The 24727-nt window shown below is 67.8% G+C and carries 13 protein-coding genes; 7 read left to right on the top strand and 6 right to left on the bottom strand.

Annotated elements, in window-relative coordinates:
- Window positions 1-2: 2 nt before the first annotated feature.
- Window positions 3-767, bottom strand: coding sequence for a hypothetical protein (locus EP376_RS23215; protein ID WP_203331060.1), 765 nt, complete (start codon window positions 765-767; stop codon window positions 3-5).
- Here EP376_RS23215 and EP376_RS18395 point away from each other — a divergent pair.
- The 3 genes from EP376_RS18395 (at window position 766) to EP376_RS18385 (ending at window position 15308) form a co-directional block, all read left to right on the top strand.
- Window positions 766-9060, top strand: coding sequence for a type I polyketide synthase (locus EP376_RS18395; RefSeq protein WP_127657095.1), 8295 nt, complete (start codon window positions 766-768; stop codon window positions 9058-9060). The two genes, EP376_RS23215 and EP376_RS18395, sit on opposite strands and share 2 nt — an antisense overlap.
- Window positions 9057-13892 (top strand): type I polyketide synthase, encoded by a 4836-nt coding sequence (locus EP376_RS18390; protein WP_127657094.1) that lies wholly within the window; start codon window positions 9057-9059, stop codon window positions 13890-13892. The genes EP376_RS18395 and EP376_RS18390 overlap by 4 nt, the downstream gene beginning before the upstream one ends.
- Before the next feature lie 237 nt (window positions 13893-14129).
- Window positions 14130-15308 (top strand): tetratricopeptide repeat protein, encoded by a 1179-nt coding sequence (locus tag EP376_RS18385; RefSeq protein ID WP_164744985.1) that lies wholly within the window; start codon window positions 14130-14132, stop codon window positions 15306-15308.
- A 47-nt stretch (window positions 15309-15355) separates the two neighbouring features.
- Here EP376_RS18385 and EP376_RS23210 read toward each other — a convergent pair whose 3' ends face one another.
- The 3 genes from EP376_RS23210 to EP376_RS18365 all read right to left on the bottom strand — a co-directional run bounded on the left by EP376_RS23210 (window position 15356) and on the right by EP376_RS18365 (window position 18983).
- Window positions 15356-16378 (bottom strand): hypothetical protein, encoded by a 1023-nt coding sequence (locus EP376_RS23210; RefSeq protein ID WP_206074814.1) that lies wholly within the window; start codon window positions 16376-16378, stop codon window positions 15356-15358.
- A 73-nt stretch (window positions 16379-16451) separates the two neighbouring features.
- Complete coding sequence (locus tag EP376_RS18370) at window positions 16452-18086, bottom strand: hypothetical protein (RefSeq protein ID WP_127657092.1); 1635 nt, start codon at window positions 18084-18086, stop codon at window positions 16452-16454.
- 18 nt (window positions 18087-18104) lie between these two features.
- Window positions 18105-18983, bottom strand: a complete 879-nt coding sequence (locus EP376_RS18365; RefSeq protein ID WP_127657091.1) for a sulfotransferase family protein — start codon at window positions 18981-18983, stop codon at window positions 18105-18107.
- Window positions 18984-19140: 157 nt separating this feature from the next.
- Here EP376_RS18365 and EP376_RS18360 point away from each other — a divergent pair, with 157 nt between their 5' ends.
- Together EP376_RS18360 and EP376_RS18355 are read left to right on the top strand one after the other, a co-directional pair.
- Window positions 19141-20142 (top strand): hypothetical protein, encoded by a 1002-nt coding sequence (locus EP376_RS18360; RefSeq protein WP_127657090.1) that lies wholly within the window; start codon window positions 19141-19143, stop codon window positions 20140-20142.
- A gap of 210 nt (window positions 20143-20352) precedes the next feature.
- Complete coding sequence (locus EP376_RS18355; RefSeq protein ID WP_164744984.1) at window positions 20353-20904, top strand: chorismate--pyruvate lyase family protein; 552 nt, start codon at window positions 20353-20355, stop codon at window positions 20902-20904.
- Window positions 20905-20913: 9 nt separating this feature from the next.
- Here the strand turns inward: EP376_RS18355 and EP376_RS18350 are convergent, their stop codons facing one another.
- Complete coding sequence (locus EP376_RS18350; protein WP_127657088.1) at window positions 20914-21180, bottom strand: hypothetical protein; 267 nt, start codon at window positions 21178-21180, stop codon at window positions 20914-20916.
- Window positions 21181-21325: 145 nt separating this feature from the next.
- Between EP376_RS18350 and EP376_RS18345 the strand changes: the two genes are divergently transcribed.
- A complete protein-coding gene (locus EP376_RS18345; RefSeq protein ID WP_127657087.1) occupies window positions 21326-22765 on the top strand; it encodes a mannose-1-phosphate guanylyltransferase/mannose-6-phosphate isomerase in 1440 nt (479 codons plus the stop codon).
- Between the two features lie 106 nt (window positions 22766-22871).
- On the opposite strand, the gene EP376_RS18340 is transcribed toward EP376_RS18345, so the two are convergent.
- Window positions 22872-23882: a glycosyltransferase family 2 protein gene (locus tag EP376_RS18340; protein ID WP_238928911.1), complete on the bottom strand. Its 1011-nt coding sequence runs from the start codon at window positions 23880-23882 to the stop codon at window positions 22872-22874.
- 173 nt (window positions 23883-24055) lie between these two features.
- Between EP376_RS18340 and EP376_RS23635 the strand changes: the two genes are divergently transcribed.
- Window positions 24056-24727, top strand: coding sequence for a polysaccharide deacetylase family protein (locus tag EP376_RS23635; protein ID WP_127657086.1), 672 nt, complete (start codon window positions 24056-24058; stop codon window positions 24725-24727).

Genomic DNA, 24727 nt, shown 5'->3' with positions numbered 1-24727 from the left:
TGTTACGAAGGGACGGGGACGATGGTGCCCGGACCGCGGGAATGGATTTCAACGGAGCGAATAAGATGGCTGATGACAACACCGACAACAACGAAAATCAAAGCCCGCTCGAACGTCTGCGCGCACAGCGCGGTCAGGGTAGCGGTCCGCGCCGCGGACCCGGGCCCGGAGCCGGTGGCGCCGGTGCCGGAGCAGGTCTTGGCGGCGGCTTCCGCGGCCGTCTGGGCCAGGGTGGCGGCGGTCTGGGTGGCGGCCTGCGCGGCCAGGGCGGTGGTGGCCTGGGTGGCGGTTTGGGCGGGGGTCAGGGTGGCCCCGGCGGCGGCGGTCTGCGGGGCCTGCGCGGTCAGGGCGGCGGCGGCTTGCGCGGCGGTGGTCTTGGTGGCGGTCAGGGTGGCCCCGGCGGCGGTGGCCTGAGGGGTCTGCGCGGTCAGGGCGGCGGCGGCTTGCGCGGCGGTGGTCTTGGTGGCGGCCTCGGCGGTGGTCTTGGTGGCGGCGAAGGTAATGGCCAGGGTGGCGGCGCGGGCCTGCGGCAGCGTCTTCAGAGCCGTGGCTTGGGCGCTGACGGCGAGGTGCCCATGGGTCCCAATCCCGAGGATCCGGAAGCCACGCGCAAATTCCTCACCGAGCGGATCGAGAAGATCAAGGAACGTCTCGCACAGCTTGATGCCGAAGAGGCAATGCAGGCCGATGCCGGCCACGACGAGACCGGAAAGGACAGCTGATCTCTGCCCGGTTGCAGGCAGGGACTGAGGTAGGGTGATCATCATGGCCGACGCATTCAGATTCCTCGTGATGACCCCGGCAGGGAGCGGTGATCCGGGCCTTGCCGTCGCGGCTGGTCGGGCGGGGCATGTGGGTCTGTTCAACGCCGAACTGCCGCTGGCCGATGGCGTGCTCGAGGCGGCCCTCGAGGCACTTGCCGGCGAACAGACGCAAGGTTTCGGCCTTGCGCTCACCGATCCGCAACAGGCCGCGACCCTTGTGGGCCGCTACGGCGCGCGGGGCCTGCGTGTCGTGGTTCTGCCGGCCGAGGCCGCGCTGGACGACATGGAGGCCGTGGAGGCGATCCGGGCGGCCGGCGTCTCGGTCGTGCCGGAGGCGATCCGCTGGGATCCGCGCCTGACCGGGCCTGTCGCGGCCGAAGGCCTGATCGTGAAGGGCCACGAGGCGGGCGGCCGCGTCGGCGAGGCCACCTCCTTCATCCTGCTTCAGCAGGCGCTTTCGGGCGGGGCGGAGGATGTCTATGTGCGCGGCGGCATCGGGATGCATTCGGTGGGTGCGGCGCGCGCCGGCGGTGCGGCGGGCGTCGTTCTTGATGACCAGCTGCTCACCTTGCGCGAATCCACCCTCACCGAGACCGTGACACCGGTTCTGGCCCGGATGACCGGGGCCGAAACCGCCCTGATCGAGGGGCCGGGCGGCGTGCATTGGCGCGGCGTGGAGAAACCGGGGCTGAAAGCCGCCGCCGCTCTGCGCACCGCACTTGCCGGTGAAGACACGACCGAAGGTCAGGCCGCCATCGCGCGCCCCGCCTTCGGCTGGAACATGGGTGCGGGTCAGATCGCCCCGATGGGGCAGGCCGCGGCCTTTGCCCCCGATCTGTCCGCCCGCTACCAGAGCCTCGGGCGCCTGATCTCGGCGATGGCCACGCAATCGGCCGAGGCCGTGGTCCGCGCCGTGCGCAATCCCGCCCTTGGCGAAGGGCAGGGCGTGGCCGAGGCCCATGGCACGAAATGGCCCATCGTTCAGGGCCCGATGACCCGCGTGTCCGATACCGCGGCCTTCGCCCAGTCGGTCGGCGAGGGCGGTGCCTTGCCGATGATCGCGCTTGCGCTGATGCGGCCCAAACAGGCCGACAAACTCCTCGAAGAGGCGGCCGAACGGCTCAGGGGCAAGCCCTGGGGCGTGGGTCTTCTGGGCTTTGCACCCTCCCAGCTGATCAAGGATCAGGTCGAGGTCGCGCTGAAACATGGCCCCTCCTTCGCGCTGATCGCGGGCGGCCGGCCCGATCAGGCCGTGGCCCTCGAGGCCGATGGCATCCCCTCCTATCTGCATGTGCCCTCACCGACCCTGCTGAAGATGTTCCTCGAACAGGGCGCGAAGCGCTTCGTCTTCGAAGGCCGCGAATGCGGCGGCCACGTGGGCCCGATGTCGAGTTTCGTTCTGTGGGACAACATGGTGCGCACCCTGCTGGAGGAGGTCACCGACCCCAAGGCGGCCGAAGAGATCTGCGTGCTGTTCGCGGGCGGCATCCATGATGCGCGCTCGGCCGCGATGGTCGCGGCCTTTGCGGCACCTCTGGCTGAACGGGGCATCAAGACGGGCGTGCTGATGGGCACGGCCTATCTTTTCACCGAGGAAAGCGTCGCGGGCGGTGGCATCGTCAAGGATTTCCAGGATGTCCTGCTGGAGTGTTCCGAAACCGTGACGCTTGAGACCGGCGCAGGCCATGCCAGCCGCGCGGCCATGTCGCCCTTTGCCACCGAATTCGCCGCCAAACGGCGCGAGCTCGAGGCCAGGGGCACGGGCGCCGAAGAGATGCGCGAAGAGCTGGAAAGCCTGACGCTGGGTCGGCTGCGCATCGCCTCCAAGGCCACCGAGCGCAAGGGCGATGACCTTCTCGAGGTCGAGGAGGCCCGCCGCCGCGAAGAGGGCATGTACATGATCGGTCAGGCCGCGCAGCTGCGCTCGGCCACCACGACGATCGACGCGCTTCATCGCGAGATCGGGGAAGGGGCTGTCGACTATCTTGCCGGCCTCGACACGATGCCCGACCGCGCGCCGGCCAAAGCCGCAGAGCCGCGCCCTGCGGATGTGGCGATCGTGGGGATATCGACCTACCTGCCCGGGGCGGAGAACGTCTCGGAATATTGGGAAAACCTGCTCGACGCCAAGAACGCGGTAACCGAGATCCCGGCCCATCGCTGGGATTACCGGATCTATTTCGATCCCGACCGCGATGCCGAGGACAAGATCTATTCCAAGTGGGGCGGCTTCCTTGAAGACATGCCCTTCGACCCGATGCGCTTCGGCATGCCGCCGCGGTCGATCAAGGCCATTGATCCGGTGCAGCTGATGACGCTGGAACTGGCGCGGCGCTGTCTCGAGGATGCGGGCTATGACGATCGCGACGCGGCTGAGAGCCCGGCCAATGGCGGGCGCAGGCTCAGGACCTCGATCATCCTCGGCGCCTCGGGCGGGGTGGGCGATGTGGGCGCGCAATACGCGGTCCGCTCGGAAAGCCCCCGGTCCTCGGGCCGGATCGATCCTGCGGCGCTGCCCTATCTGCCCGAATGGACCGAAGACAGCTTTGCCGGTATCCTGATCAACGTGGCGGCCGGCCGCTCGGCCAACAGGCTCGATTTCGGGGGTGTGAACTACACCGTGGACGCGGCCTGCGCCTCGTCGCTGACGGCGGTCTACCAGGCGGTGCTCGAGCTTGAGACGGGCCGCTCGGACATGGTGCTTGCCGGTGGCATCGACACCGTGCAGGGCCCGTTCGGATACCTGTGCTTTTCCAAGACCCGCGCGCTTTCCCCGCGTGGGCGGTGTTCGTCCTTCGAGGCGGGTGCCGACGGGATCGTGATTTCCGAAGGGCTTGCCATGGTCGCGCTCAAGCGGCTCGCCGATGCCGAACGGGACGGTGACAAGATCTATGGCGTGATCAAGGGTGTGGGTGGCTCGTCCGACGGCAAGGCCCGCTCGATGACCGCGCCGCATCCCGACGGCCAGATCCGCGCACTGAACCGCGCCTACGAGATGGCGGGCTACAGCCCCAACACCGTCAGCCTCTTCGAGGCGCATGGCACCGGCACCGTGGTGGGCGACACCGCCGAGATGGCCACCGTCACCCGCCTGATGGAAGAGGCCGGGGCCGCGCCGCGGCAATCGGCCATCGGATCGGTCAAGACCCAGATCGGCCACACCAAGGCCTCGGCCGGCCTTGCCGGCCTGATCAAGGCGACGCTGGCGCTCCATCACGAGGTTTTGCCGCCCCACGGACGGCAGGGTCCGGTCAATCCCAAGCTGGAGGAGGAGAACATCCCCCTCTACCTCGTGGATCGCCCACGCCCCTGGCTGCCCTCTCCCGATACGCCGCGGCGTGCGGGCGTGTCGGCCTTCGGGTTCGGCGGGACGAATTTCCACGTCACGATCGAGGAATATTCGGGCAAGCGCAGCATCCCCGCACTCAAGCCCGCCGCGCGGAAACGCTGGGGCCATGAGCTTCTGGTCTGGCGCGCGCCGAATGCGGGCATGATCGCGAAACAGATCACTGCGCTTGTCGACCGGCTCGAGGCGGGCTGGAGCCCGGAATTGCGCGATCTGGCCTACAGCCTTGCGAAAGCCGCCGGCCCCTCGGGCGTGACGGCCACGATCGTGGTCGGGTCAAACGAGAACATCAAAGACCGTATCAAGATGCTTCTTTCGCATCTTGAGGACACATCGAAGCCCCTTCCACCGGGCGCATCCTTCTCTGCCGCGCCGCTGATTGCGCAAGGCGGCAAGCTTGCGCTGATCTTCCCCGGACAGGGCAGCCAATATCCCGAGATGTTCGCCGATGTGGCCGCCGCCTTCCCGCAGATGGCCCAAAGCCTGTCGGATGCCGACACGGTTCTGGGCCGGTCGCTGTCGCGGCTGATCCTGCCAGCGGGCGCCTACGAGGCCGATGCGCAGGCCGCGGTCGCGGCCGAGCTGACGGTGACCTCCAACGCCCAGCCCGCGCTTGGCGTGGTGGAGGCCGGTCTCTGGGCGATCCTGCGGGACATGGGGCTGTCGCCCGACATGGCCGCGGGCCACAGCTATGGCGAATTCGCGGCCCTTCATGCCGCGGGTGTCTTCGACCGGGCTGCGCTGATTTCCGTCAGCGAGGCGCGGGGCCGCTTCATGGTCGAGGCCGGCGACGGCGCGGATCTGGGCACCATGGCCGCCGCGCGCGCCGACCGCGCGACGCTGGAAAAGGCGATCGAAGGCATCGAGGGTGTGCTCGTGGCCAATCACAATGCGCCCGAACAGGCGATCCTGTCGGGCACCCGCGCCGGGATCGAGGCCGCGGCCCGCGCCTGCGAGGCTGCGGGCATCAAGGTTCAGCCGCTTCAGGTCGGCGCGGCCTTTCATTCGCCCATCGTGGCGCCCGCGGGCGAAAAGCTCGGCGCTTTCATCGAACAGATGGACCTGGGGCAGATGGCCTTCCCGGTCTATGCCAACCTGACCGCGAAACCCTATGACGCGCCGGTGGCCGAGGTGCTGGCCAAGCAGCTGGCCGCACCCGTGGAATTCGTCTCCCAGATCGAGGCGATGCACGCCGACGGCGCGCGTGTCTTTCTCAGCCTCGGCCCCAAGGGCAGCCATGCCGGCATGGTGCGCCAGATCCTCGACGGCCGCGATCACCGCGCCATCGCCAGCGACGATGATCAGGGCGGGATCAAGGGGCTTCTGGGCGCAATCGGCGCCGTCCTTGCCGAAGGCGCATCGCTTGATCTGGCCCAGCTCTTTTCGGGCCGCGACTGCAAGACGGTGCCGCTCAAGGGCCCGGTCGAACCCGAAGCCCAGCTGCCCAAGCATCTGTGGCTGCTCAATGGTTCCGGCGCGCGCCCTGTCGGCAGCCCGCCCCTGCCCGTTCTCACCATCGAGGAGATCGAGGCCCGGAAAACCGCCGCCCCCGCGGCCCCTGCCACACCGGCAGCTGCACCCGCAGCACAGCCAGCCACCGCATCCCGCCCCGCTTCCAACCGCAAGGAGACCCGCATGACCACGCACCCGGACTTCCCGGGGGTGGATCCGACCGGGGCTTACGACGGCCAGGATATCTCTGGCCCGCCGCAAGCCTATGCCACCCCGACCGAAGCCATGCTCGCCGATTTCCAGGCGACCATGGCCCGCTTCCTCGAAACGCAGGAACGCGTGATGCTTGCCTCGCTGGGCGCGCCCGCGGCCCGCGCGGCCGCGCCGCGACCGGCACTGGCCCGGCCCGTTGCCGCCGCGCGCCCCGTCGCAACGCCGGTGATGGCAGCGCCTGCGCCTGCGCCAACCCCGGCCCCTGCCCCGGCACCCGCCCCAGCGCCGGCGCCTGCTGCTGCAGTGGCTCCTGCCCCGGCGCCTGAACCCGCGCCCGCGCCTGCCGCCGAGGTGGCTGCCGCCCCCGCGGGGGGCGATGCGCTCGACCGTGCGGGGATCGAGGCGCTACTCTTGTCGATCGTCGAGGATCGCACCGGATACCCTGCAGACATGCTCGGGCTCGATCAGGGCATCGAGGCCGATCTGGGCATCGACTCGATCAAGCGGCTCGAGATCGTGGGCGCGCTGATCAAGGCCCTGCCGGGCAAGCAATCCGAGGCCGCCACGCCGCTGGGCGAGACGCTCAACGAACAGAAGACCCTCGGCGCCATCGTCGAGACGCTGAATACCCATCTGGAGGGCGCAGGCCCTTTTGATCCCGCCGGGGCGGAGAATGCGGCGGAACCCGTGGCCGAACGTGCCACCGGTTCCAGCCGACCGCCCCGGTTCGTCATGCAAGCCCTCGAACAGCCCCTGGCGCAGCCCTCCGAGACGCTGCCCGGGGGCCGTTACCTGATCGTGGGCGGGCCGAAGAAGCTTGCCAAGGTCATGGCCAAGAAGATCGAGGCCGCGGGCGGCACGCCCGTTCAGGTCACCGCCGACGAAGCGCCGCAGGCCGAAGGGCCCGTCGCGGGGCTCGTGATGCTCGAGGCGCTGGCGCTCGATCCCGTCACGCTCGAGGCCGGGGCCGAGGGCTGGCGCGCCGCCATCGCGCAGGTGGAAAAGGCGACCTATCTTGCCGTGCAGGCCCATGCGGAGACGCTCCAGACAGGCCGGATCCTTCTGGCCAGCGGCTTTGGCGGGACATTTGCCCGCAACGCCGGGTCCGCCGAGGGTCTTATGCTGGCCGGCGGGGGCACCGGCCTTGCCAAATCCCTGCGCGAGGAATGGCCCGAAACGTGCGCCAAGGCGATCGACCTCGATCCTGACGAGACGCCGCAGGCCATGGCCGATGCGCTGCTGGCGGAACTCGCCACGCCGCATGGCCGGATCGAGGCGGGCTATCCCGGCGGCACGCGCACGGTCTTCGTGACCTCCGAGGCCGCGCTCGACGCCGCGCCCCGCGATTTGCCGAAAGGCGCGGTGATCCTGGCCACGGGTGGCGCGCGCGGCATCACCTCCGAATGCCTGCGCCCCTTTGCCGCCCATGGCGCGACGCTTGTGCTGCTGGGCCGGTCGGCCCTGCCGGGGGACGAGCCCCGCCGGCTCGCGGGCCTCGAAGGCGCCGCGCTGCGCAAGAGCCTGATGGACGAGGCGAAGGAGGCCGGCGAACAGGTGACGCCCGCCCTGATCGAACGGCGCATGGGTGCGGTGATCCGCGACCGCGAGATTCGCGCCAACCTCGCCGATCTCGAGGCTTTGGGCGCCACGATCGCCTATTACCGCACCGATATGGGTGATGCGGATCAGGTGGCCGAAACACTCGCCCGGATCACCGCGGAACAGGGGCCCGTCTTCGGCGTGATCCACGGCGCGGGCGTGATCGAGGATCGCAAGTTCACCGACAAGACCCCCGACAGCTGGGACCGTGTGATCGAGCCCAAGCTGATCGGCACGCTGGCGCTGGCCGCCGCGCTCGATGCGGCACCGCCCGCCTTCTTCTGCCTCTTTGCCTCGGTGGCCGGCCGCTATGGCAATTCCGGCCAGACCGATTACGCCACCGCCAACGAGGTGCTCAACCGGCTGGCCGCCCAGCTTGATGCGCGCTGGCCCGAGACCCGCGCCTTCGCCGCCAATTGGGGGCCGTGGGATGCCACGACCCATGGGGCAGGCATGGTGTCGGATGGCGTGCGCGCGAAATTCGAGGCGCAGGGCGTCTGGCTCGTGCCCGCGCAGGGCGGTGCCGAGGTGCTCTTCGACGAGATCATGCGCGGCGATGCCGATGCGCCCGCCGAGGTGATCTTCGGCGCCGGCCCGTGGGAGGCCCGCGAGGCCGAACGCGCCGGTGATCCCGAGGGCATGGCCCCCGCCGAGATCCCGTCTGCCGAGGCTCCGTCAGGCGAAGAGACCCCGGAGGTCGACACGGCCCCCGCGCCGCCCGAGGCCGTCGCGGGCCGCTTTGCCCTGCTGCCCGATGCCACGCAGGCGCCCACCGATCGCGGCGGCACCGCGATCCGCCGCACCTTCAGCCTCGTGACCGATCCCTGGCTCGATGATCACCGTATCGGCGATGCCGCCGTCCTGCCTCTGGGCGTGACGGCCGAGGTGATCGCCGAGGCCGCCGCCGAGATCTGGCCCGACTGGCAGGTCGCGGGCCTGACCGATCTGCGGCTTCTGTCGGGTCTCCGGCTCGAGGGGGATGCGCCTCGCGAGGTGGAGCTTGTGGGCTTTGGCGCCGAACATGCCGATGCGACCGGCTTTTCGGCCCGGGTGGAGCTGCGCGCGGCCACGGGCCGCATCGCCCGCGCCCATTACCGCGCCTCCGCCGTGATGGTGCCGAAAGGCGCGCTGCCAGAGCCGGCCGAGGCCGATCTTGCGCTCGCGCAGGAGGTTCTGGGCCTGCACACGGCCCCCGCGCCCGCCGGCGCGCGCGAGGTCTATCGCGAGATCCTGTTCCACGGCCCGTCCTTCCAGCTGATCAAGTCGCTGGCGGGTCTCGACGGGCGCGGTGTCCTGGCCGAGGTGGCCCCGTCACGGCCCGGCGATTTCGGCCCGGCCGACAGCGCCTGGGTCTTCGATCCCGGTCTTCTGGACGTGGCGGCCCAGCTCGCGCTTGTCTGGTCCGCCGAAACCCGCGGCGGCCCCGCGATCCCCAATTCCTTCGACCGCCTCGTTCGTCTGGGCGAGGGCGTGCCGCGCTACATGGTCATGCGCCTGCGCGAGGGCGTCACCGCCCCGCAGGTCCTGTCGGACGTGGCGCTGGCCGATGAGGAAGGCACGCCGCTTCTGCTGATCGAGGGGCTTGAATGCACGTCTGACACCGGGCTCAAGCGGTTCAGCGGCTGGGAGGGCGAGATCCGCGACGACGTCACCAGCAAGCCCCGGTCCACACAGGCGGCAGAATGAACGCACCCTATCTGCAACGGCGCATCGGCGACGGGCTCTCGGGCGATATCGCGATCGTCGGCATGGCCTGCCTCTTTCCAGGCGCCGACAATCCGCAGCGCTATTTCGCCAATATCTGCCGCAAGCTGGAATTCATCCGCGATCCCATGCCCGAATGGGAGCAAGACCGCTACCTCGGCGGCATCGGCGCGAACCGGATCCCCACCGTGCGCGGCGGCTACCTGGGCGAGGCCTATTCCGCCGATATTGTCGATCTGGGCGTCATGCCGGCCTCGGTCGACGGGTCGGAGCCCGACCATTTCCTCGCGCTCCGGATCGCGCAGGAGGCGTTGCGCGATGCAACGCGCGACGGCCACGAGATCGACCGCGCCCGCACCGGCGTGATCCTCGGTCATTCCACCTATCTGCACCGGGGCCACGGCGTTCTGATCCAGCACGGGATCGTGCTCGACCAGACGCGCGAGATCCTAGGCCAGCTTCTGCCCGGCGTCCCGCCGGAGACGCTTGACCGGGTGCGCGCGGCGCTGGCCGACCAATTGCCGAAATTCACCTCCGACATCTCGCCCGGGCTGGTGCCCAACGTGATGACGGGCCGCATCGCCAACCGGCTCGATCTCAACGGGCCGAACTTCCTTGTGGACGCGGCCTGTTCTGCAGCGCATCTGGCGATTCAGGCCGCGATGCAGGAATTGCGCGCGGGCCGGTCGGACCTGATGCTTGCCGGCGGCGTGAACGCCACGATCCCGGCCGAGGTCTACATGCTCTTCAACCAGCTGGGCGCGCTGGCGCAATCGGGCCATGTGCGCCCCTTCGCCGAAGGCGGCGACGGCACGCTGATGGGCGAGGGCCTGGGCATTCTCGCGCTGAAACGGGCCGAGGATGCCTTTGCCGAGGGCGATCGCGTCTACGCCGTGCTCAAGGGCATCGGGCAATCCTCGGATGGCAAGGGGTCGGGCATCCTCGCCCCCCGGCTCGAGGGCGAGATGCTGGCGATCCAGCGCGCGCTTGTCGATGCGGGGCAAGACCCGGAGGCGCCCGATATTCCGGGGCTGATCGAATGCCACGGCACCGGCATTCCGCTGGGTGACCGGACCGAGATCAGCGCGATCACCAATGTCTTCGGCAAGCGGGCCGAGGGCGCGGTGCCGCCGATCGCCATCGGATCGGTGAAATCGATGATCGGACACACGATCCCCGCCGCCGGTGCCGCAGGCATCATCAAGGCAGCCCTCTCGCTGCATCACCGGACCTTGCCGCCGACCCTCGCCGAGGGTGGCATCCGCGCGGGTCTGCCGATCCATGAAAGCCGGGCCTATCTGAACACCGAAACCCGGCCCTGGATCGCGCCGGAGGGCCATCTGCGCCGGGCCGGGGTGAATGCCTTCGGCTTCGGTGGCATCAATGCCCATGCCGTGCTTGAACAGGCGCCCCTGCCCGACGGCGAGGCGGGTGCGCCGCCGCGCCACTGGCCGCATGAGCTGGTCCTTCTGTCGGCGGAGAATGCGCCTGCGCTTGCCGCGCGCTGCCGTGACCTGATCGCGGCGGTGGAGCGCCATGCGGCGGCCCCCCTGTGCGATATCGCGGCCCGTATCGTGGCCGATGCGGGCTCCGGGCCCAACCGGCTCGCGCTGACGGCCGAAAGCCATGATGATCTGGCCGAGAAGCTCGCCAAGGCGGCCGAGCGGCTGGAGGGCGGCAAATCCGCGTTCCGCCTGCGTTCGGGCGTTGTGGCGACCGACGGCGCGACCCCCGGCAAGCTTGCCTTCGTCTTCCCGGGCGAAGGGGCGCAATACCAGGGCATGCTGGGCGAGATCCTGACCCATTTCCCCGTGGCGCGCGGCTGGTTCGACTTCTGGGACGGGCTTTTCCCCGACCGTGCGATCCCGCCGTCGGTGTCCGTCTTTCCGCCGACCACGACGTTGGAGGACGACCTGTCCAGGGCGCTGGCGGGTAGGCTTTTCGGGCTGGAGCTGGGATCGGAGGCGATGTTCATCTCGGCCCAGGCGCTGATGGCGGTGCTGCGGCAATTGGGCATCGCGCCCGACGTGGTGGTGGGCCATTCCTCGGGCGAACATTCCGCGCTGGCGGCGGCGGGCGTCTTTGGCGACGGGGCCGATCGCACCGATTTCGCGGGCCGGATCCGGGCCCTCAATGCGCTTTACGAAAAGATCGAGGCCTCGGGCGGGATCGAGGGCGGCGCGCTGCTGACCGTGGGCGGCGTCGACCGGACCCGCATCCTCGAGATGGTCGAGGCCGATCCGGGGCTGCATCTCGCGCTCGACAATTGCCACCATCAGGCGGTGCTTTACGGCAGCCGCGCCAAGATGGAGGAGGTGGTCGAGGCACTGCGCCCCGAAGGGGGCATGTGTTCTTTCCTGCCCTTCGACAGACCCTATCACACGCCGCTTTTCGCCGATGTCGCCGAGCAGGTGGCCCGTGTCTACAAGGACATGGCGTTCAACGCGCCCCAGGTTCCGATCTGGTCCTGCGCGACCGTGCAGCCGATGCCCGCTGACCCGGTCGAGATCCGCGCGCTCGTGGCCTATCAATGGGCCTCGCGGGTGCGGTTTCACGAAACCGTCGAGGCGCTGCACGATGACGGTGTGACGACCTTCCTCGAAGTCGGGCCCTCGGCCAATCTGACGGGCTTCATCGACGATGCGCTCAAGGGCCGCGATGCCGTGGCCCTGCCGCTCGACAGCCGCAGGCGGGGGGGGCTGCAGCATTTCCTGGCCAGTCTCGGGCGGCTTTGGGCGCTGGGGCATGATGTCGATGCGAGCGCGCTTTTCGCAGGCCGTGGTGTCGGAGAGTGCGATCTTGCTGCCGATCCGCCGAAATCGCGCCTGCGCCGAATCAACAACACGCTCGATTACCTGCGTCTGCCCGAAGAGGTCGCCGCCGGGATCCGCGACGAGATTGCCGCCTCCCTCGGGCAGGGCGCGCAGCCCGTCCCGGAGGCGGTCCAAAATTCGCGAATTTTGGAGGCCCCCCAAATTTCTGGAAATTTGGGCACCCCCCCGGCCGAACCGGCGGGTGACATGGGCGGCTTCTTCGGCGTGATGCAGCAATTCCTCGACATGCAGGGCAATGTGATGGAGGCGGCCCTCGGTGTCTCGCCCGGCACGGCGAGCGCCACCGGCGACTGGCAGCCGCCGATGTTCCACCGCATCCTCGAACAGGACGACGGCCGGCTTCTCGCCGAGAGCGATTTCGACCCGCTCACCGATCCCTTCATCGCCCATCACACGCTTTATGCCGACGATGTCTCCGACACCGATCCCGACCTGCAATCCCTGCCCGTCCTGCCACTGGCCTGTTCGATGGAGATGGTGGTAGAGGCCGCGGCCGTTCTCACCGGGCAGATGACGACCCGGCTGGAAAACGTGCGTGCCCGCGACTGGGTCGCCTTCGACGACGGCCCCGGCACGATCGTGACCGAGGCCCGGGTGATTCCCGATGACGGGGCTTCCGGCGAGATCCGCGTCTCCGTCCGGCTCACCCGCCCCGATGGCAGCCCGCTCTTCGAGGCCGATGCGGTGATCGGGGAGGGCGCGGAGCTCGCCCCGCTCCCGCCGCTCGCGGCGCCGCGCGCCCCGATCTGGGCCGAACACGAACTTTACACCACCGGCATGTTCCATGGCCCCCTCTTTCAGGGCGTTGCCCGGCTGATCGCCTGGGACGAGACCGGGATCGATGCCGAACTGGCCGATCTGCCGCTCGGCGAGTTCTTCGGCCATGGTGAAGACCCGTCCGGGCTCCTGCTCAATCCCGCGCTGCTCGACCAGATGGGCCATGTGACGGCCTTCTGGATCGCGCAGGGCTCCGGCACCGATTTCTCGGCCTTTCCCTCCTCGATCGACCGGATCGACCTTGGCCCCGGCATTCGCGAAGAGGCGCTGTCAGGCGCCACCATCTCTTGCCGGGTGGGCCTGCGCGATCCCGAGGACCGGCCCGTGGGCTCTGTGGCCGAGGCGCGCTTCATGCAGGCCGATCTCGAGGCGCACCTGCCCGACGGCACGCTCCTGATGCGGGCCAGCACCTGGCGGGACCGGTTCTTCCGGGTGCCGCACGCGTTCTACCAGGCGCGCTTCCGTCCCAGGGAGGCCTTCCTGGGCCATGCCGCCGACCTGTTCGATGCCGGCCCCGACGTGACGATCTGGCGGGTGCCCGCCTTCCCGCATGGCTTTCTCGAGGATGCCGGCGGTCTGTGGACCCGGCTTCTGGTCAACACGATGCTCTCGGCGCCCGAACGCGCCCAATGGGCCGCGATGACCGGCCCCGCCCGGCGCCGGCGCGACTGGCTGATGGGCCGGATCGCCCTCAAGGAGGCCGCGCGGGCCTGGATCGCGGCGCAGCACGGGGTGCTGTGCCTGCCTGCCGACATGGTCATCATCGTGGCCGAGGGCGGCAAACCGCATCTCGATCCCGGTCCGCTGGCCGCGCTGGGGATCGGCCGCGCGCCCGAGATCTCGCTCGCTCATGCCGCGGGCGGCGCGATCGCCGTGGCGGCCCCGCCGGGCCGGCCCGCGGGGATCGACATGGAGCCGGTCGAGGGCGTCGATGCCGCCCTGCTCGCCGAAGGCGGCTTTTCCGAGACGGAAATCGCCCTTCTGGGCGAGGCTCCGGATCCGGCCCGGCTGCTTGCGGGGTGGTGCGCCAAGGAGGCTGCGGCCAAGATGGGCGGAGAGGGGCTCAATGGCCGGCCCAAGACCTTTGTGCTTGAGCGCATCGGGGCCGATAGCGCCACGATACAGCGCCCCGATGGCCGCCGGATCGACGTGGCGCTTGCCCGCGACGGCGCCACGGTCATGGCGCTTTCGGTGGAGGCATGAGCGGATGATTTCGGCTGTGCCGCCTTGCATGACCGGCCTTGTGCCGCGTGATTGGACGCAGAGCCCCCCGGTGGGGGCGGGAACTTTGCCCAAATGGCGATCCAGGTTGCCCCATTGCCGCCGCGGACGCATGATACGACTGATCGAGTCTGGTGCGAGGGTCTGCCGGACGATAGGATGCCCGCCATAGGCCTACAGATTTCAGACCCTTATCATTCCCGAGACCGGAGACACTCCATGTCAGCTGAAAACGAAACCCCCCCAGTGATGCGCACCCCCCGGCGCGGGCAGCAACAGCAGTTGCCCCCGGAAAAGCGCGAGGAGGTGCAGGCCGGATTCGCGACGTTGCAGCAGGGCGATATCGAAGGCGCCCGCGAGATTTTCATCACGCTGCTGGAAGAGGACCCGACCCTGTCCTCGGCGCATCTGGGCCTTGGCCGGTCCTTCGCGGCCGAAGGTGATGCGCAGCGGGCGCTGGAGCATTTCCAGGAAGCCGCGGCGCTCCAGCCCGATCTCGGCCCCGTCCACCTGCTCAGCGCCGAAGCGCAGGAACAGCTTGGAAACATCGACGGCGCCGTCGAAAGCTTCGATGCGGCCATCGCGCTCGATCCCACGGTCAGCTTCAACTACCTGCGCAAGGTCCAGCTTCTGGAGCGCCATGGCCGGATGGACGAGGTCAAGGATGTGCTCAAGGAAGCAGTGATGCGCTGCCCGCAGGACGGCAAGCTCAGGACGGCCTATGCCAATGCGCTGTCACGCTCGGGCGACGTGGAAGGCTCGATGCAGGAATTCGAGCGCGCCACCGAGATGCAGCCCGACAATTGGTATTCGCATTTCACCCTTGGCACGACCTTCCTGCGCCAGAACAAGTTCGGCCCGGCGCGCGACGCGCTGGAAAAGGCCGCCAAGATCGCGCCCGACAAGCCCCCCGTCCAGCAGGCGCTGGCCGCGGCTCATGCGGGCATGGGCGATCACGACAAGGCCATCGAGATCTATGATCAGGCGCTCGAGCTTGATCCGCGCAACCCGCGGGCCATCGTGGGCGCGGCCATGTCGCGCTCGGCCGCGGGCCGGCACAACGAAGCGCTCGAGCTTCTGCGTGGTGTCGGCCGCATGGGTGCGCGTTTCCCGCCCATTCAGAAGGCGCTTGGCGATGTCTATTTTGCCGCGGGTCGGTACCAGGACGCAGTCGACGCGTTCCGCGCGATGATCCTCAACTCGCCCAAGCTGTCCGAGACCGCGCCCGAACTGGCCAAGCTTGCCCAGGAAGGCGACGAGTCCAAGCCCGAGGAATTTGCCAGGGCTTTGCAGGACGGCCTGACCAGGCATGTCGGCGCGGCAAGCGACAGGGTCCGGGCCAATCCTCAGATGCTGCGAGAGCAGCTCCTGTCCCGTCGTCAGCGTAGCGCGGGTTGATTTCGATCTGGCCGCGGTCCCCGCGAAGGGGCCGTGGCCTGAAAATATTATGGATGGGGAAGATTTGAATGTCTGATTCGAACCAGGATGATCGCCGGGAACGGCTGAAAAAGGCACGTGAAGCGCTTGGCACACCGGCCAAACCACAAGGCCGGCGCAATCCCGACGTCGAAGGCGATGACCCGCTGGGTGATGGCGGCGGCGGTGGTGGACCTCAGGCGCTCGGCGGCGGCCTGCGCGGTGGCGGTCTCGGCGGTGGTGGCCTTCGTGGTGGCGGTGGCGGCGGTCTTCGCGGCGGCGGCGGCTTGCGCGGTGGAGGTGGCCTGCGTGGTGGCGGTCTTGGCGGTGGTCAGGATGGGCAGGGCGGCGGCCTGCGCGGTGGCGGCGGCGGTGGCGGGGGCGGGGGCGGGGGCGGGGGCGGGGGCGGGGGCGGGGGCGGGGGCGGGGGCGGGGGCGGGGGCGGGGGCGGGGGCGGGGGCGGGGGCGGGGGCGGGGGCGGCGGTCGCGGTGGCGGTCTTGGCGGTGGTCAGGGCGGCGGCCTTCGGGGCGGCGGTGGTTTGCGCGGCGGAGGTGGTCTTCGCGGCGGGGGCTTGGGCGGCGGTCTCGGTGGCGGTCTTGGCGGTGGTCAGGATGGTCAGGGCGGCGGCCTTGGAGGCGGTGGCCTTCGGGGTGGTGGTCTCGGGGGCCTGCGCGGTGGCGGCGGCGGTGGCTTGCGCGGCGGCCAGGGCGGCGGTTTGCGCGGTGGCGGCCTCGGTGGCGGTCTTCGCGGCGGTGGCGGCGGTGGCTTGCGTGGCGGTCTGGGAGGCGGCGGCCTTGGTGCTGCGCAGGACGGTGGGGCCGGTATCGATGGCGGGGGAGATCCGGCCGCCCAGCGGGCTTTCCTGCAGGAGCGGCTCGAAAAGCTTCAGGCCAAGCTGGCCGAACTCGACACCGGTGTCGAGGATGCGACCATCGTCGAAGATCAGCCGGGTCCGGGCAAGAAGAGCTGAGATCGATTCCCATCGATCCCGGGACATCGATCCGAGGACAAGGGGCCCTTCACGGGCCCCTTTTTGTTGCGTGGCCGCCAAGGGCGCCGATGTCTTTCAAAGACATCGATCCGGAAACTTTCGAAGTTTCCGGCGCTCTGCGGCAGGTGCGGCGCTAATCGGTTTGCGGCGACTCCGGTGGATCGGGATCCAGCGAAAGCGGCGCGGGTGGCGCCTCGGGCGCGACACCGCCCAGGATCACCTCCGCCTCGTCGTCGGGGGGCACATCCAGCATCCCCATTCCGGTGACCCACAGATTGGCCTTGCGGGCCACGGCCTGCCCGCTGAGATCGAGCGTAAACGCGAGGCCTGCCCCATCGGGGGCGGCGGCAAGGTGGCGAATGCGGACCCCTGCCGGATCCGCCGCCGGTCCCTCGGTGATCCGGGACCAGTGCGCCCCGTCGGTGCTGTGCCACAGTTCGGCCCCGCCGGTCAGGGCGGGCGGGGCCTCGCCCTCTTCGACAGGCAGTTCGGTGACATGGCGCGGCTCCCAGTTGGCGGTGCCCGCATAGAGCACGCCGTCATGCACGCAAAGCGCGGAGATCGCCGTGTTGAAATCGTTGTGAAAACCGGCGCTCATCGCCGTTTGCGGCACCTTGAGCCCATCGGGCGTGAAGCGCATCTCGCCCGCCACGATGTCCCATGATCCGTCGGCCCCGACCCGGATCAGCTCGGCCGCACCCGGCCCCACATCATGCGTCGCGTCATGGCCGCGCCCGGGCAGGCCGGTGCCCAGCCACAGCGCATCGCCAAAGGCCGCCGCCGCCGTCACCTCCATGTTGAGCGCATAGCGCCAGGCACCCCGGGTCAGAACCTGTTCCCAGACATAGGGAGGCGCGCCTTCGGCCTTCGTGCGCCACAGTTGAAACCCGTGGCTGGGATTGATCGTGGTGGCATAGAGATATCCGTGCGCCACCGTCAGGGTCGCGATCTCGAGATTGGTCAGATCGCCGAAACCGGGCAGGCAGGCTGGCACCCAGCCGGGCTCTGCCCCGTCTTCGGCTGGCTGCGCCACGTGGATCACGGGTTCGGGGCTCCAGCGGGGTTCGTGAACCTCGTCGGTGATCGTGCCGCGCGGAACGGCGAAGACCCTGCCGTCGAACTGCGTCAGCTGCGTCACCGAAAGCCTCGTGTCGTCATCGAGCCCATGCGGGCTGACCCGCGAAAAGGTCTCGCCATCCTCGGAGCGCAGGATCTGCCCGCCCAGGATCGAGGCCGTGCCGGCATAAAGGCACGGGGCCGCATCGCCCGGCGCCTGCAGCACGGCAAGCGCGGTGATCGCATAGTCGCGCGACATCCGCGTGCCGTCGCCCAGCGGCTGGGGCGGGCTTTCATAGACCATCGCCCAATCCCCCGATGCCAGGCGGCGATGGATCCGCGCCACGCCTTCGGGCGCCTTGGCGGAGCTTGCGAGATAGAGCGCCCCGTTGAACCACGCGAGCCCGGAAAAGAGCCTGTCGCCCGGTGCGCCCAGCCCGGCGCGCGGGGTTGCGCGGAAGGCCCCTGCCTCGAGGGGCAGGCCGCGTGTCCGGGCCGGGGGCTCAGGAGGAGCCGCCGGCTCGGCTGGTGGTTTCGGGATCGGCTTGCGGGCCTTTGGCGGGGTCTTGTCCGCGGTCTGACCCGTGTGCGGGGTCTTGTCTGTGGCCTTGTCCGTGGGATCGGCCTTGTCCGCCGCGTCGCGTTTCGCCTTCGGGTCAGCCTTCGTGGCTTTCGCCTTGCTGCGGGCGGGTGTCTTTTTCTTGTCGGTCATGATGTCTCGCCCAGCCTGTTACGCATAGCCGAACTGACGCGCCATGCGCCGCACGGGGGCCATGAGCTCGGCCTCGGGTTTCCAGGGGATCTCGGCATCAAGTGGGGGTTCCTTGATCCGGGCGAGCCGGTCGAAATCGAGTGTCGGTTCAAGAAGGAAATTCGGATCGTTCCCGAAGGGCGCGGAATCCGGCCCGATGCCTGCATAGACCGAGGTTTCGGGATGCAGCATCGCCTCGATCGCCTCGGGGCTGCGGTCGATATCCAGCCATTCGCAGATCTGGGCGAGGTAGAATTTCGGATCCTTCAGCAGCGTCTCGCCCTTGATGCGCATGTATTGGCCCGGGTCGAGTTCGTGGGCGAAGGCCAGAATATTGGTCTGTGCGCGCAGCCAGTTGCGTTCGGGATCCATCTGTTCGACATCTTCGCCATAGCTGTCCATCAGGTCGATCATCGACCGGCCCTGCGTGATCGGATGGCGTGTCAGGTGCAGAAAGCTGGCTTGCGGAAACATCGTGTGCAGGCGTTGCAGATTTTCCAGCGCCATGATGTTGCGCGGGCTTTTCTCAACCAGCATCCGGTCGAGCCCCACGGCCTCCTGGATATGGGCAAAGACCTTGGCCCCGGTCCAGTGCCCGCGCCGCAGGATCCATTGCCGCGCGCGGATCACCGCCTCTTCGGTCTGTTCCCCCTCGTGCAGCTGCGCCAGAAGCCTGAGCAGCCCCGACGTGGCGAAGTTGATCCCCACCGGGATCGAATCCCACATGTCGCCCAGCGTGTCGCCGTGGCTGAGATTGACCTCGGGCAGGCCATAGGTCTCGGGATGCTGCCCGAGCATCCCCCCGATGACGGAGGTATAGGAGCGGGGCGGCGCAATGACGAAGAGGGGGCTACGCATGGCGGGAACTTTTCAACAAATGGCTCGGATCTTTATCCCGCCCTTTGTCCCCTTCGGGTAAAGGGGGCGCAAGGGGGGAAACTGATCTTTCGGTCATGGACGGGGCGGCCGTGGCGTCCCGACTGCCCCGCCCCCACTGCGCTTCGGAGCGCGTCCCTTGTTCCCGGCCCGCGACCCGGCCTATGGTGGCACCGACCCTGCCGGACAGCCCGGACCCACCCCTTTCGATCGGATCCCGATGTCAGAGCCCTCCTTTCCACCCCCGGTTCTGATCCTGACGCCGCCGGGCCTTCCGGGGCAGACGCTGGCCGCGGCGCTGGGGCGCAACCCGGTGGGCTACGATGTGCCCGAGCTCAATCTGGAACAGGCGGCCAGCACCGATCAGCTGCAACGCGATCTGGTCGGGTTCCGCGGCATGCAGATCCTTGGCCTGATGCGAGCCGTCGCGCAGCTTTATGGCGGCGAGCAATCGGGGATCGCGGTGGAAATGGCGCGCCGGTGGCTCAATGCGCGCGCGCATCTGCCCACGGCCCGCGTGGCCCACGAGATCGCGGCGCATATCGCTCCGCGCCGCATGATCGCGCCCGTGACGGCCGCCCTGTTCGACCGGCTGAACCTCAAGCAGCTTCTGACGATCTTTCCCGAGGCGGTCTATGTGCAGCTGACCGTCCATCCGCTGACCTATGGCAGGCTTCTCGCGGGGATGGAGCTTGGCGAGGTGATGCTGACGATCACCGGGGCGCTCGACGAGACGGTCGAACCGGCCGAACCCGATCCGCAGAAGCTCTGGCTCATGGCGCAGACCGCGCTCGACGAGGTGGTGGCCCGCGTGCCCGCCGACCGGCTTGTGACACAGGATGCGGCACAGCTGGCCAGCGATCCGCGCGTGGCCCTGGCTGCGCTGGCCGAGACGCTTGGCATGCCGGGGGATGCCAGCGCGCTGAAAGCCATGCTCGACCCCGAGGCATCGGTCTTTGCCGGTCCGGGCCCGCTGGGTGCGCCCATCGCGGGCAATATCCAGAGCTTTTCCCATCTTGCGCGTGATTTCGCGGCCGCCGGCCCGGCCGGATCGCTTGACGGGCCCGTGCCCTGGCGTACCGACGGTACGGGTCTCAGTGCACAGGTCCGCAGCCGGGCCGAAGCGCAGGGATATCACTGAACGCGCATGTTGCCTTCATTTTGCCCGTCTTGTCGGGAATAGTTCCGGGGCTGCCCGATGGTCCGGTATGCCCCACTTGCCGGGGCTGTCCGCGCTCGATAGGCATGAAGAACATAGATGGGGACCGGGGTCTCCCGGCAGGATATTTTGACACAAGCATTTCACGGAACTGGCCTTCGGGGCCATGCAATAACAGACGGATCACATCTCATGTCCGATCATTGGAAACGCCTGACAGCCGCGGATACTCCCCGGCTTGCGTCCTGTGTGCGTGACTGGATCACGCTCGAGACGTCGATGACCGCCCGGATCGGCGTCGTGGCGGGCACTGCGATCGATGTCGATGTGCTGCAACAGGCCCGCGGGCCGCTTCATGCCGACGAGCGCGGTTTTTTCGACCCGCCCGCCACCGAGGGCGTGGTGCGCGAGGTTTGCCTGAAATCCGGGGAGCAGCCGCTTCTCGTGGCGCGCACGGTCTTTACCTCGCGCAGGCTCGAGGAACATCCCACGATCGTCCGGCTGGGCAATCACGCGCTGGGATCGCTGCTTTTCGCCGATGGCCCGCCGCCCTATTCGGCGCGCGAATATGCCACCGTGGGGGAAGGCGCGCCGCTCTGGCCCCTGATCCGGCAGCGCCACGACAGCGACGCCGGGCCCTACTGGGCGCGGCGCACGCTGTTCGAATTGTTCGGCGAAGTGCTTCTGGTGACCGAGATCTTCATGCCCGAACTTCTTGATCACCCCGGCAACCGGGCCGGGTGAGCCCCGCGCTCAGCGCCCGCCGCGCAGCGCCCGGACAAGGGCCCTGAGCGGCGCGGTGATCCGCCACGAGGTGGAGTGGCGCAGGGCGTCCAGATCGGCCTCGGACTGACGCAGGGCACGCCGCAAGGCGACCAGCTCGGCATCGCGGGTCCGGATATCCGCCGCCATCCGGGCGATCTGCCCCGGGGGCGCTCCAGCTTGCGGCGGCACGGCGTCGCCGCTGTGCGCCGGTGCGGCGGGATCGCGGATCAGTGAAGGCGGGCTTGGCTCTGTCATCGGGCCTCCGGGCTGGGTCATGGGCCGGACAGGAGCATGAAACCGTCCCGTTCGCAAATGCGCGCGGGTTTGCTTGCACCTTGGAGCGGGGCGTTCTAGTTGAATGCCATTCACATGTTCCCGGCCCCTGTTTAAGGTTTTTCCAATGGCAGCTCCCACGATTACTCCGGTTCTTCTTGCCGGGGGTTCCGGCACCCGCCTGTGGCCCCTGTCGCGCAAGAGTTACCCCAAGCAATTTGCAAAGCTCATGGGCGAGGAAAGCCTGTTTCAGGCCTCTGCCTGCCGGCTGACCGGACCCGAAGCGCAGTTCGGCGCACCGCTCGTTCTGACGGGGGACAGCTTCCGCTTCATCGTCACCGAACAGCTTGCCGCGGTCGAACGCGCCGCCCTCGGTCTGCTGATCGAGCCCGAGGGGCGCAACACCGCCCCCGCCATCCTGGCCGCGGCGCTCTGGCTTCAGGCGCGCGATCCCGACGCGGTGATGCTTGTCGCCCCCTCCGATCACGTGATCCCCGATGCGGAGGGCTTCCGCGCCGCCGTGGCCGCGGCGCTGCCGCGCGCGCTCGAGGGTGATCTGGTGACCTTCGGGATCACGCCCGATCGGGCCGAGACGGGCTATGGCTATCTCGAGCTGGCCCCGGGTGCCGAGGCGACGGCGGCCACGCCGCAGAAACTCGCCCGCTTCGTCGAAAAACCCGATGCCGAACGGGCCGCCGAGATGCTGGCCGCGGGCACCTATCTGTGGAATGCCGGCATCTTCCTGTTCACCGCCCGCGCCATCGTGGAGGCCTTCGGCACCCATGCGCCCGCCCTTCTGGTCGGGGTCGAGGCGGCCGTCGAGGCGGCGGAAACCGATCTGGGCTTTACCCGGCTTGCCCCGGAGCCCTGGTCCGGGCTCGAGGATATCTCCATCGATTACGCGATCATGGAAAAGGCGCCGAACCTTGCCGTGATGCCCTATTCCGGCGCCTGGTCGGATCTGGGAGGCTGGGACGCCGTCTGGCAGGAAATGGGCCCCGATGCGGAAGGCAACGTCACCTCCGATCACGCCACGGCCATCGATTGCGCCGACACGCTCTTGCGGTCGGAAACGCCGGGCCAGGAGGTGGTGGGCATCGGGCTCGAGGATATGATCGTGGTCGCGATGTCGGACGCAGTGCTCGTCGCCCACAAATCCGAGGCGCAGCGCGTCAAGGAAGCCGTGGCCGCCCTGAAGGAAAAGGGCGCGCCCCAGGCTGTCCAGCTGCCGCGCGATTACCGGCCCTGGGGCTGGTACGAAAGCCTGATCGTGGGCGGAAGGTTCCAGGTGAAACGCATCGTGGTCCATCCCGGCGCGCAGCTTTCCCTGCAAAGCCATCACCACCGCTCCGAACACTGGATTGTGGTGGAGGGCACCGCCAAGGTCACGGTGGACGAGGATGTGAAACTCATCACCGAGAACCAGTCCGTCTACATCCCGCTTGGTGCCGTGCACCGCATGGAAAACCCCGGCAAGGTCGACATGGTCCTGATCGAGGTCCAGACCGGCAGCTATTTGGGCGAAGACGACATCATCCGCTACGAGGATATCTACGCCCGCAGCTGACAGCCCGAACGAGGGCGTCCGTGGTGGTTCTGGGTCAAGCTGGCGGGCAACCATGGACGCGTCGGCAACAGGCTTGATCTACCCGATCTTTGCAAGAGGTTGAGAGCTATCTGGCTGGAAAGCCTGACTGCCATTCGTTGCGGCGGGTCCAGATTTCGCCCCAATCTCTTGCCTTCTGCTTGTCGCTCGGACGGCCTCGCAGCTTGTAAGCCAAGGTGTAGATGATCCGCCGAGACAATGGCCAGATACGGAAGATATGATACCCGACAGTTCGGGTTCCGGGCGCGAAATGTCGTTTGATCAATTCTACCTTGGCGCGCAAAAGGCGGACCATCTTGTCGGCACGGACCCGCTCGGATGCACCGCCATAGTGGATGATCGTCGCGTGGGGCGTGATCCTCGGACGCAGACCTATAGCCTTGCCCCGCAAACAGAGGTCAGCCTCCTCGCCATACATCGTGAAATCTGGATCGAAGCCTCCCAGTCGATCCCACATGTCGCGCCGTATCAGGAACAGGCAACCTGTAACGATATCTACTTCTCGCTCAGTATCCCGCTTCCAGCCGCCCATTACTTCTGAATTGAACACTTCGGATCGCGCAAAGATCCCGCTCATTCCCAATGTGCGGCTCAGCACGGACCAGAGTGTCATGCGCCCCCAGCAGGAATAGGGATTTAGGGTGCCATCGGGGTACAAAGTCCGACCTCCCCAGATACCGGCCGCTGGAGTTGTTTTTGCGAAGGCAAGAAGATTGTCCAAAGCGCTATCCAGAACCACTGTGTCGGGGTTGAGTAGCAGGAGCCAGGGAGCGCTGGCATGTGGAACGGCGACATCATGGGCCCGCGCGAACCCGTGGTTTGTTTGCTCGGCGATCAAATGGACTTGGGGGAAAGCCTCTCCGATCGCTCTTGCGGAGCCGTCGGTCGAGGCATTGTCCACAACAATCACCTCAAAAGGGACCGTTGTTTGGGCATAGACCGATTCAATACATGCGAGGGTCATTTCGCTTGTATTGAAGCTGACGATGATCACCGAGAGTTCTGGAGCTTCCCGATTTTTGGCCGCAAGGCGTCTGGCAAGCTGATCAGTAGAGACGTCTACAGGCATGTCGGGCATGATAATCCAAGTCGTAAAGAGACGAGCGGTAATCTTCCTACTGCAACAATTCCTCATTCGCACCAAAGAATGACCGTGAAGTTAGGTATTTCTTCGGTCAGTATCGGTGAGGAAGAAAAGGCTGGACACGTGCGCTCCTACGGATCGCACTTCATACGGACAGCGGATGGTGGATGCGGCGGGTCATTTTGAATTTCCATGGAATTGGGACTCCAGGTCGGCCGTTAGAGCCGGGAGAGGCCGAGTACTGGGTTGCGCCTGAGCTGTTGGGTGAGACGCTTGCGCTGGCCGAGCGGTTGTCGGATCATGTCACTTTGGATCTTACGTTCGACGATGGTAATGACTCAGATCTTGAGCTTGCTGCCCCGATCCTGTCGCGATTTCGCAAGAAAGCTCATTTCTTCGTGCTCGCCAACCGAATAGATGCGCCGGGATCCCTTTCGACCCAAGCGTTGCGCGAACTGGTCGCCCGGGGTCACGAGATCGGTAGCCACGGGGCAGGCCATGTCGATTGGTCCGCTTGCTCACTCGAGAGCCTTCAGAACGAAGTTGGCCCAGAGACTCGCGACAGGATCTCCGCGTCGGCTGGTGTGCCGGTTCGGGCTGCTGCCATTCCCTTCGGTCGCTATAACAGAAGGGTTCTCAAAGCACTGCGTCTAGCAGGATATCAACTGGTATATTCCTCTGATGGTGGAGCTTGGCGTCCGGGCCAGTATCCTATACCGCGCACATCACCCCGGAGTGATATGGACATGCAGGATATCGAGGCCATCCTGCTAGGTAGGGAGCCTATTCGCCGCAAGTTGCGCCGGTACGTATCCCGAGCGATGCGGGCCAGGATGTAG

Origin of the sequence: Alexandriicola marinus, from assembly GCF_004000435.1 — a bacterium.
GTDB classification, from domain to species: Bacteria; Pseudomonadota; Alphaproteobacteria; order Rhodobacterales; family Rhodobacteraceae; genus Alexandriicola; species Alexandriicola marinus.
Note: the sequence above shows the minus strand (reverse complement) of the source record. Positions and strands in the feature narration are given on the sequence as shown.

Coding starts and splice junctions, on each gene's coding strand:
- EP376_RS18395 (WP_127657095.1), top strand. CDS start 766: ATGGCCGACGCATTCAGATTCCTCGTGATGACCCCGGCAGGGAGCGGT.
- EP376_RS23215 (WP_203331060.1), bottom strand. CDS start 767: ATGATGATCACCCTACCTCAGTCCCTGCCTGCAACCGGGCAGAGATCA.
- EP376_RS18390 (WP_127657094.1), top strand. CDS start 9,057: ATGAACGCACCCTATCTGCAACGGCGCATCGGCGACGGGCTCTCGGGC.
- EP376_RS18385 (WP_164744985.1), top strand. CDS start 14,130: ATGTCAGCTGAAAACGAAACCCCCCCAGTGATGCGCACCCCCCGGCGC.
- EP376_RS18370 (WP_127657092.1), bottom strand. CDS start 18,086: ATGACCGACAAGAAAAAGACACCCGCCCGCAGCAAGGCGAAAGCCACG.
- EP376_RS18365 (WP_127657091.1), bottom strand. CDS start 18,983: ATGCGTAGCCCCCTCTTCGTCATTGCGCCGCCCCGCTCCTATACCTCC.
- EP376_RS18355 (WP_164744984.1), top strand. CDS start 20,353: ATGTCCGATCATTGGAAACGCCTGACAGCCGCGGATACTCCCCGGCTT.
- EP376_RS18350 (WP_127657088.1), bottom strand. CDS start 21,180: ATGACAGAGCCAAGCCCGCCTTCACTGATCCGCGATCCCGCCGCACCG.
- EP376_RS18345 (WP_127657087.1), top strand. CDS start 21,326: ATGGCAGCTCCCACGATTACTCCGGTTCTTCTTGCCGGGGGTTCCGGC.
- EP376_RS18340 (WP_238928911.1), bottom strand. CDS start 23,882: ATGCCCGACATGCCTGTAGACGTCTCTACTGATCAGCTTGCCAGACGC.
- EP376_RS23635 (WP_127657086.1), top strand. CDS start 24,056: ATGCGGCGGGTCATTTTGAATTTCCATGGAATTGGGACTCCAGGTCGG.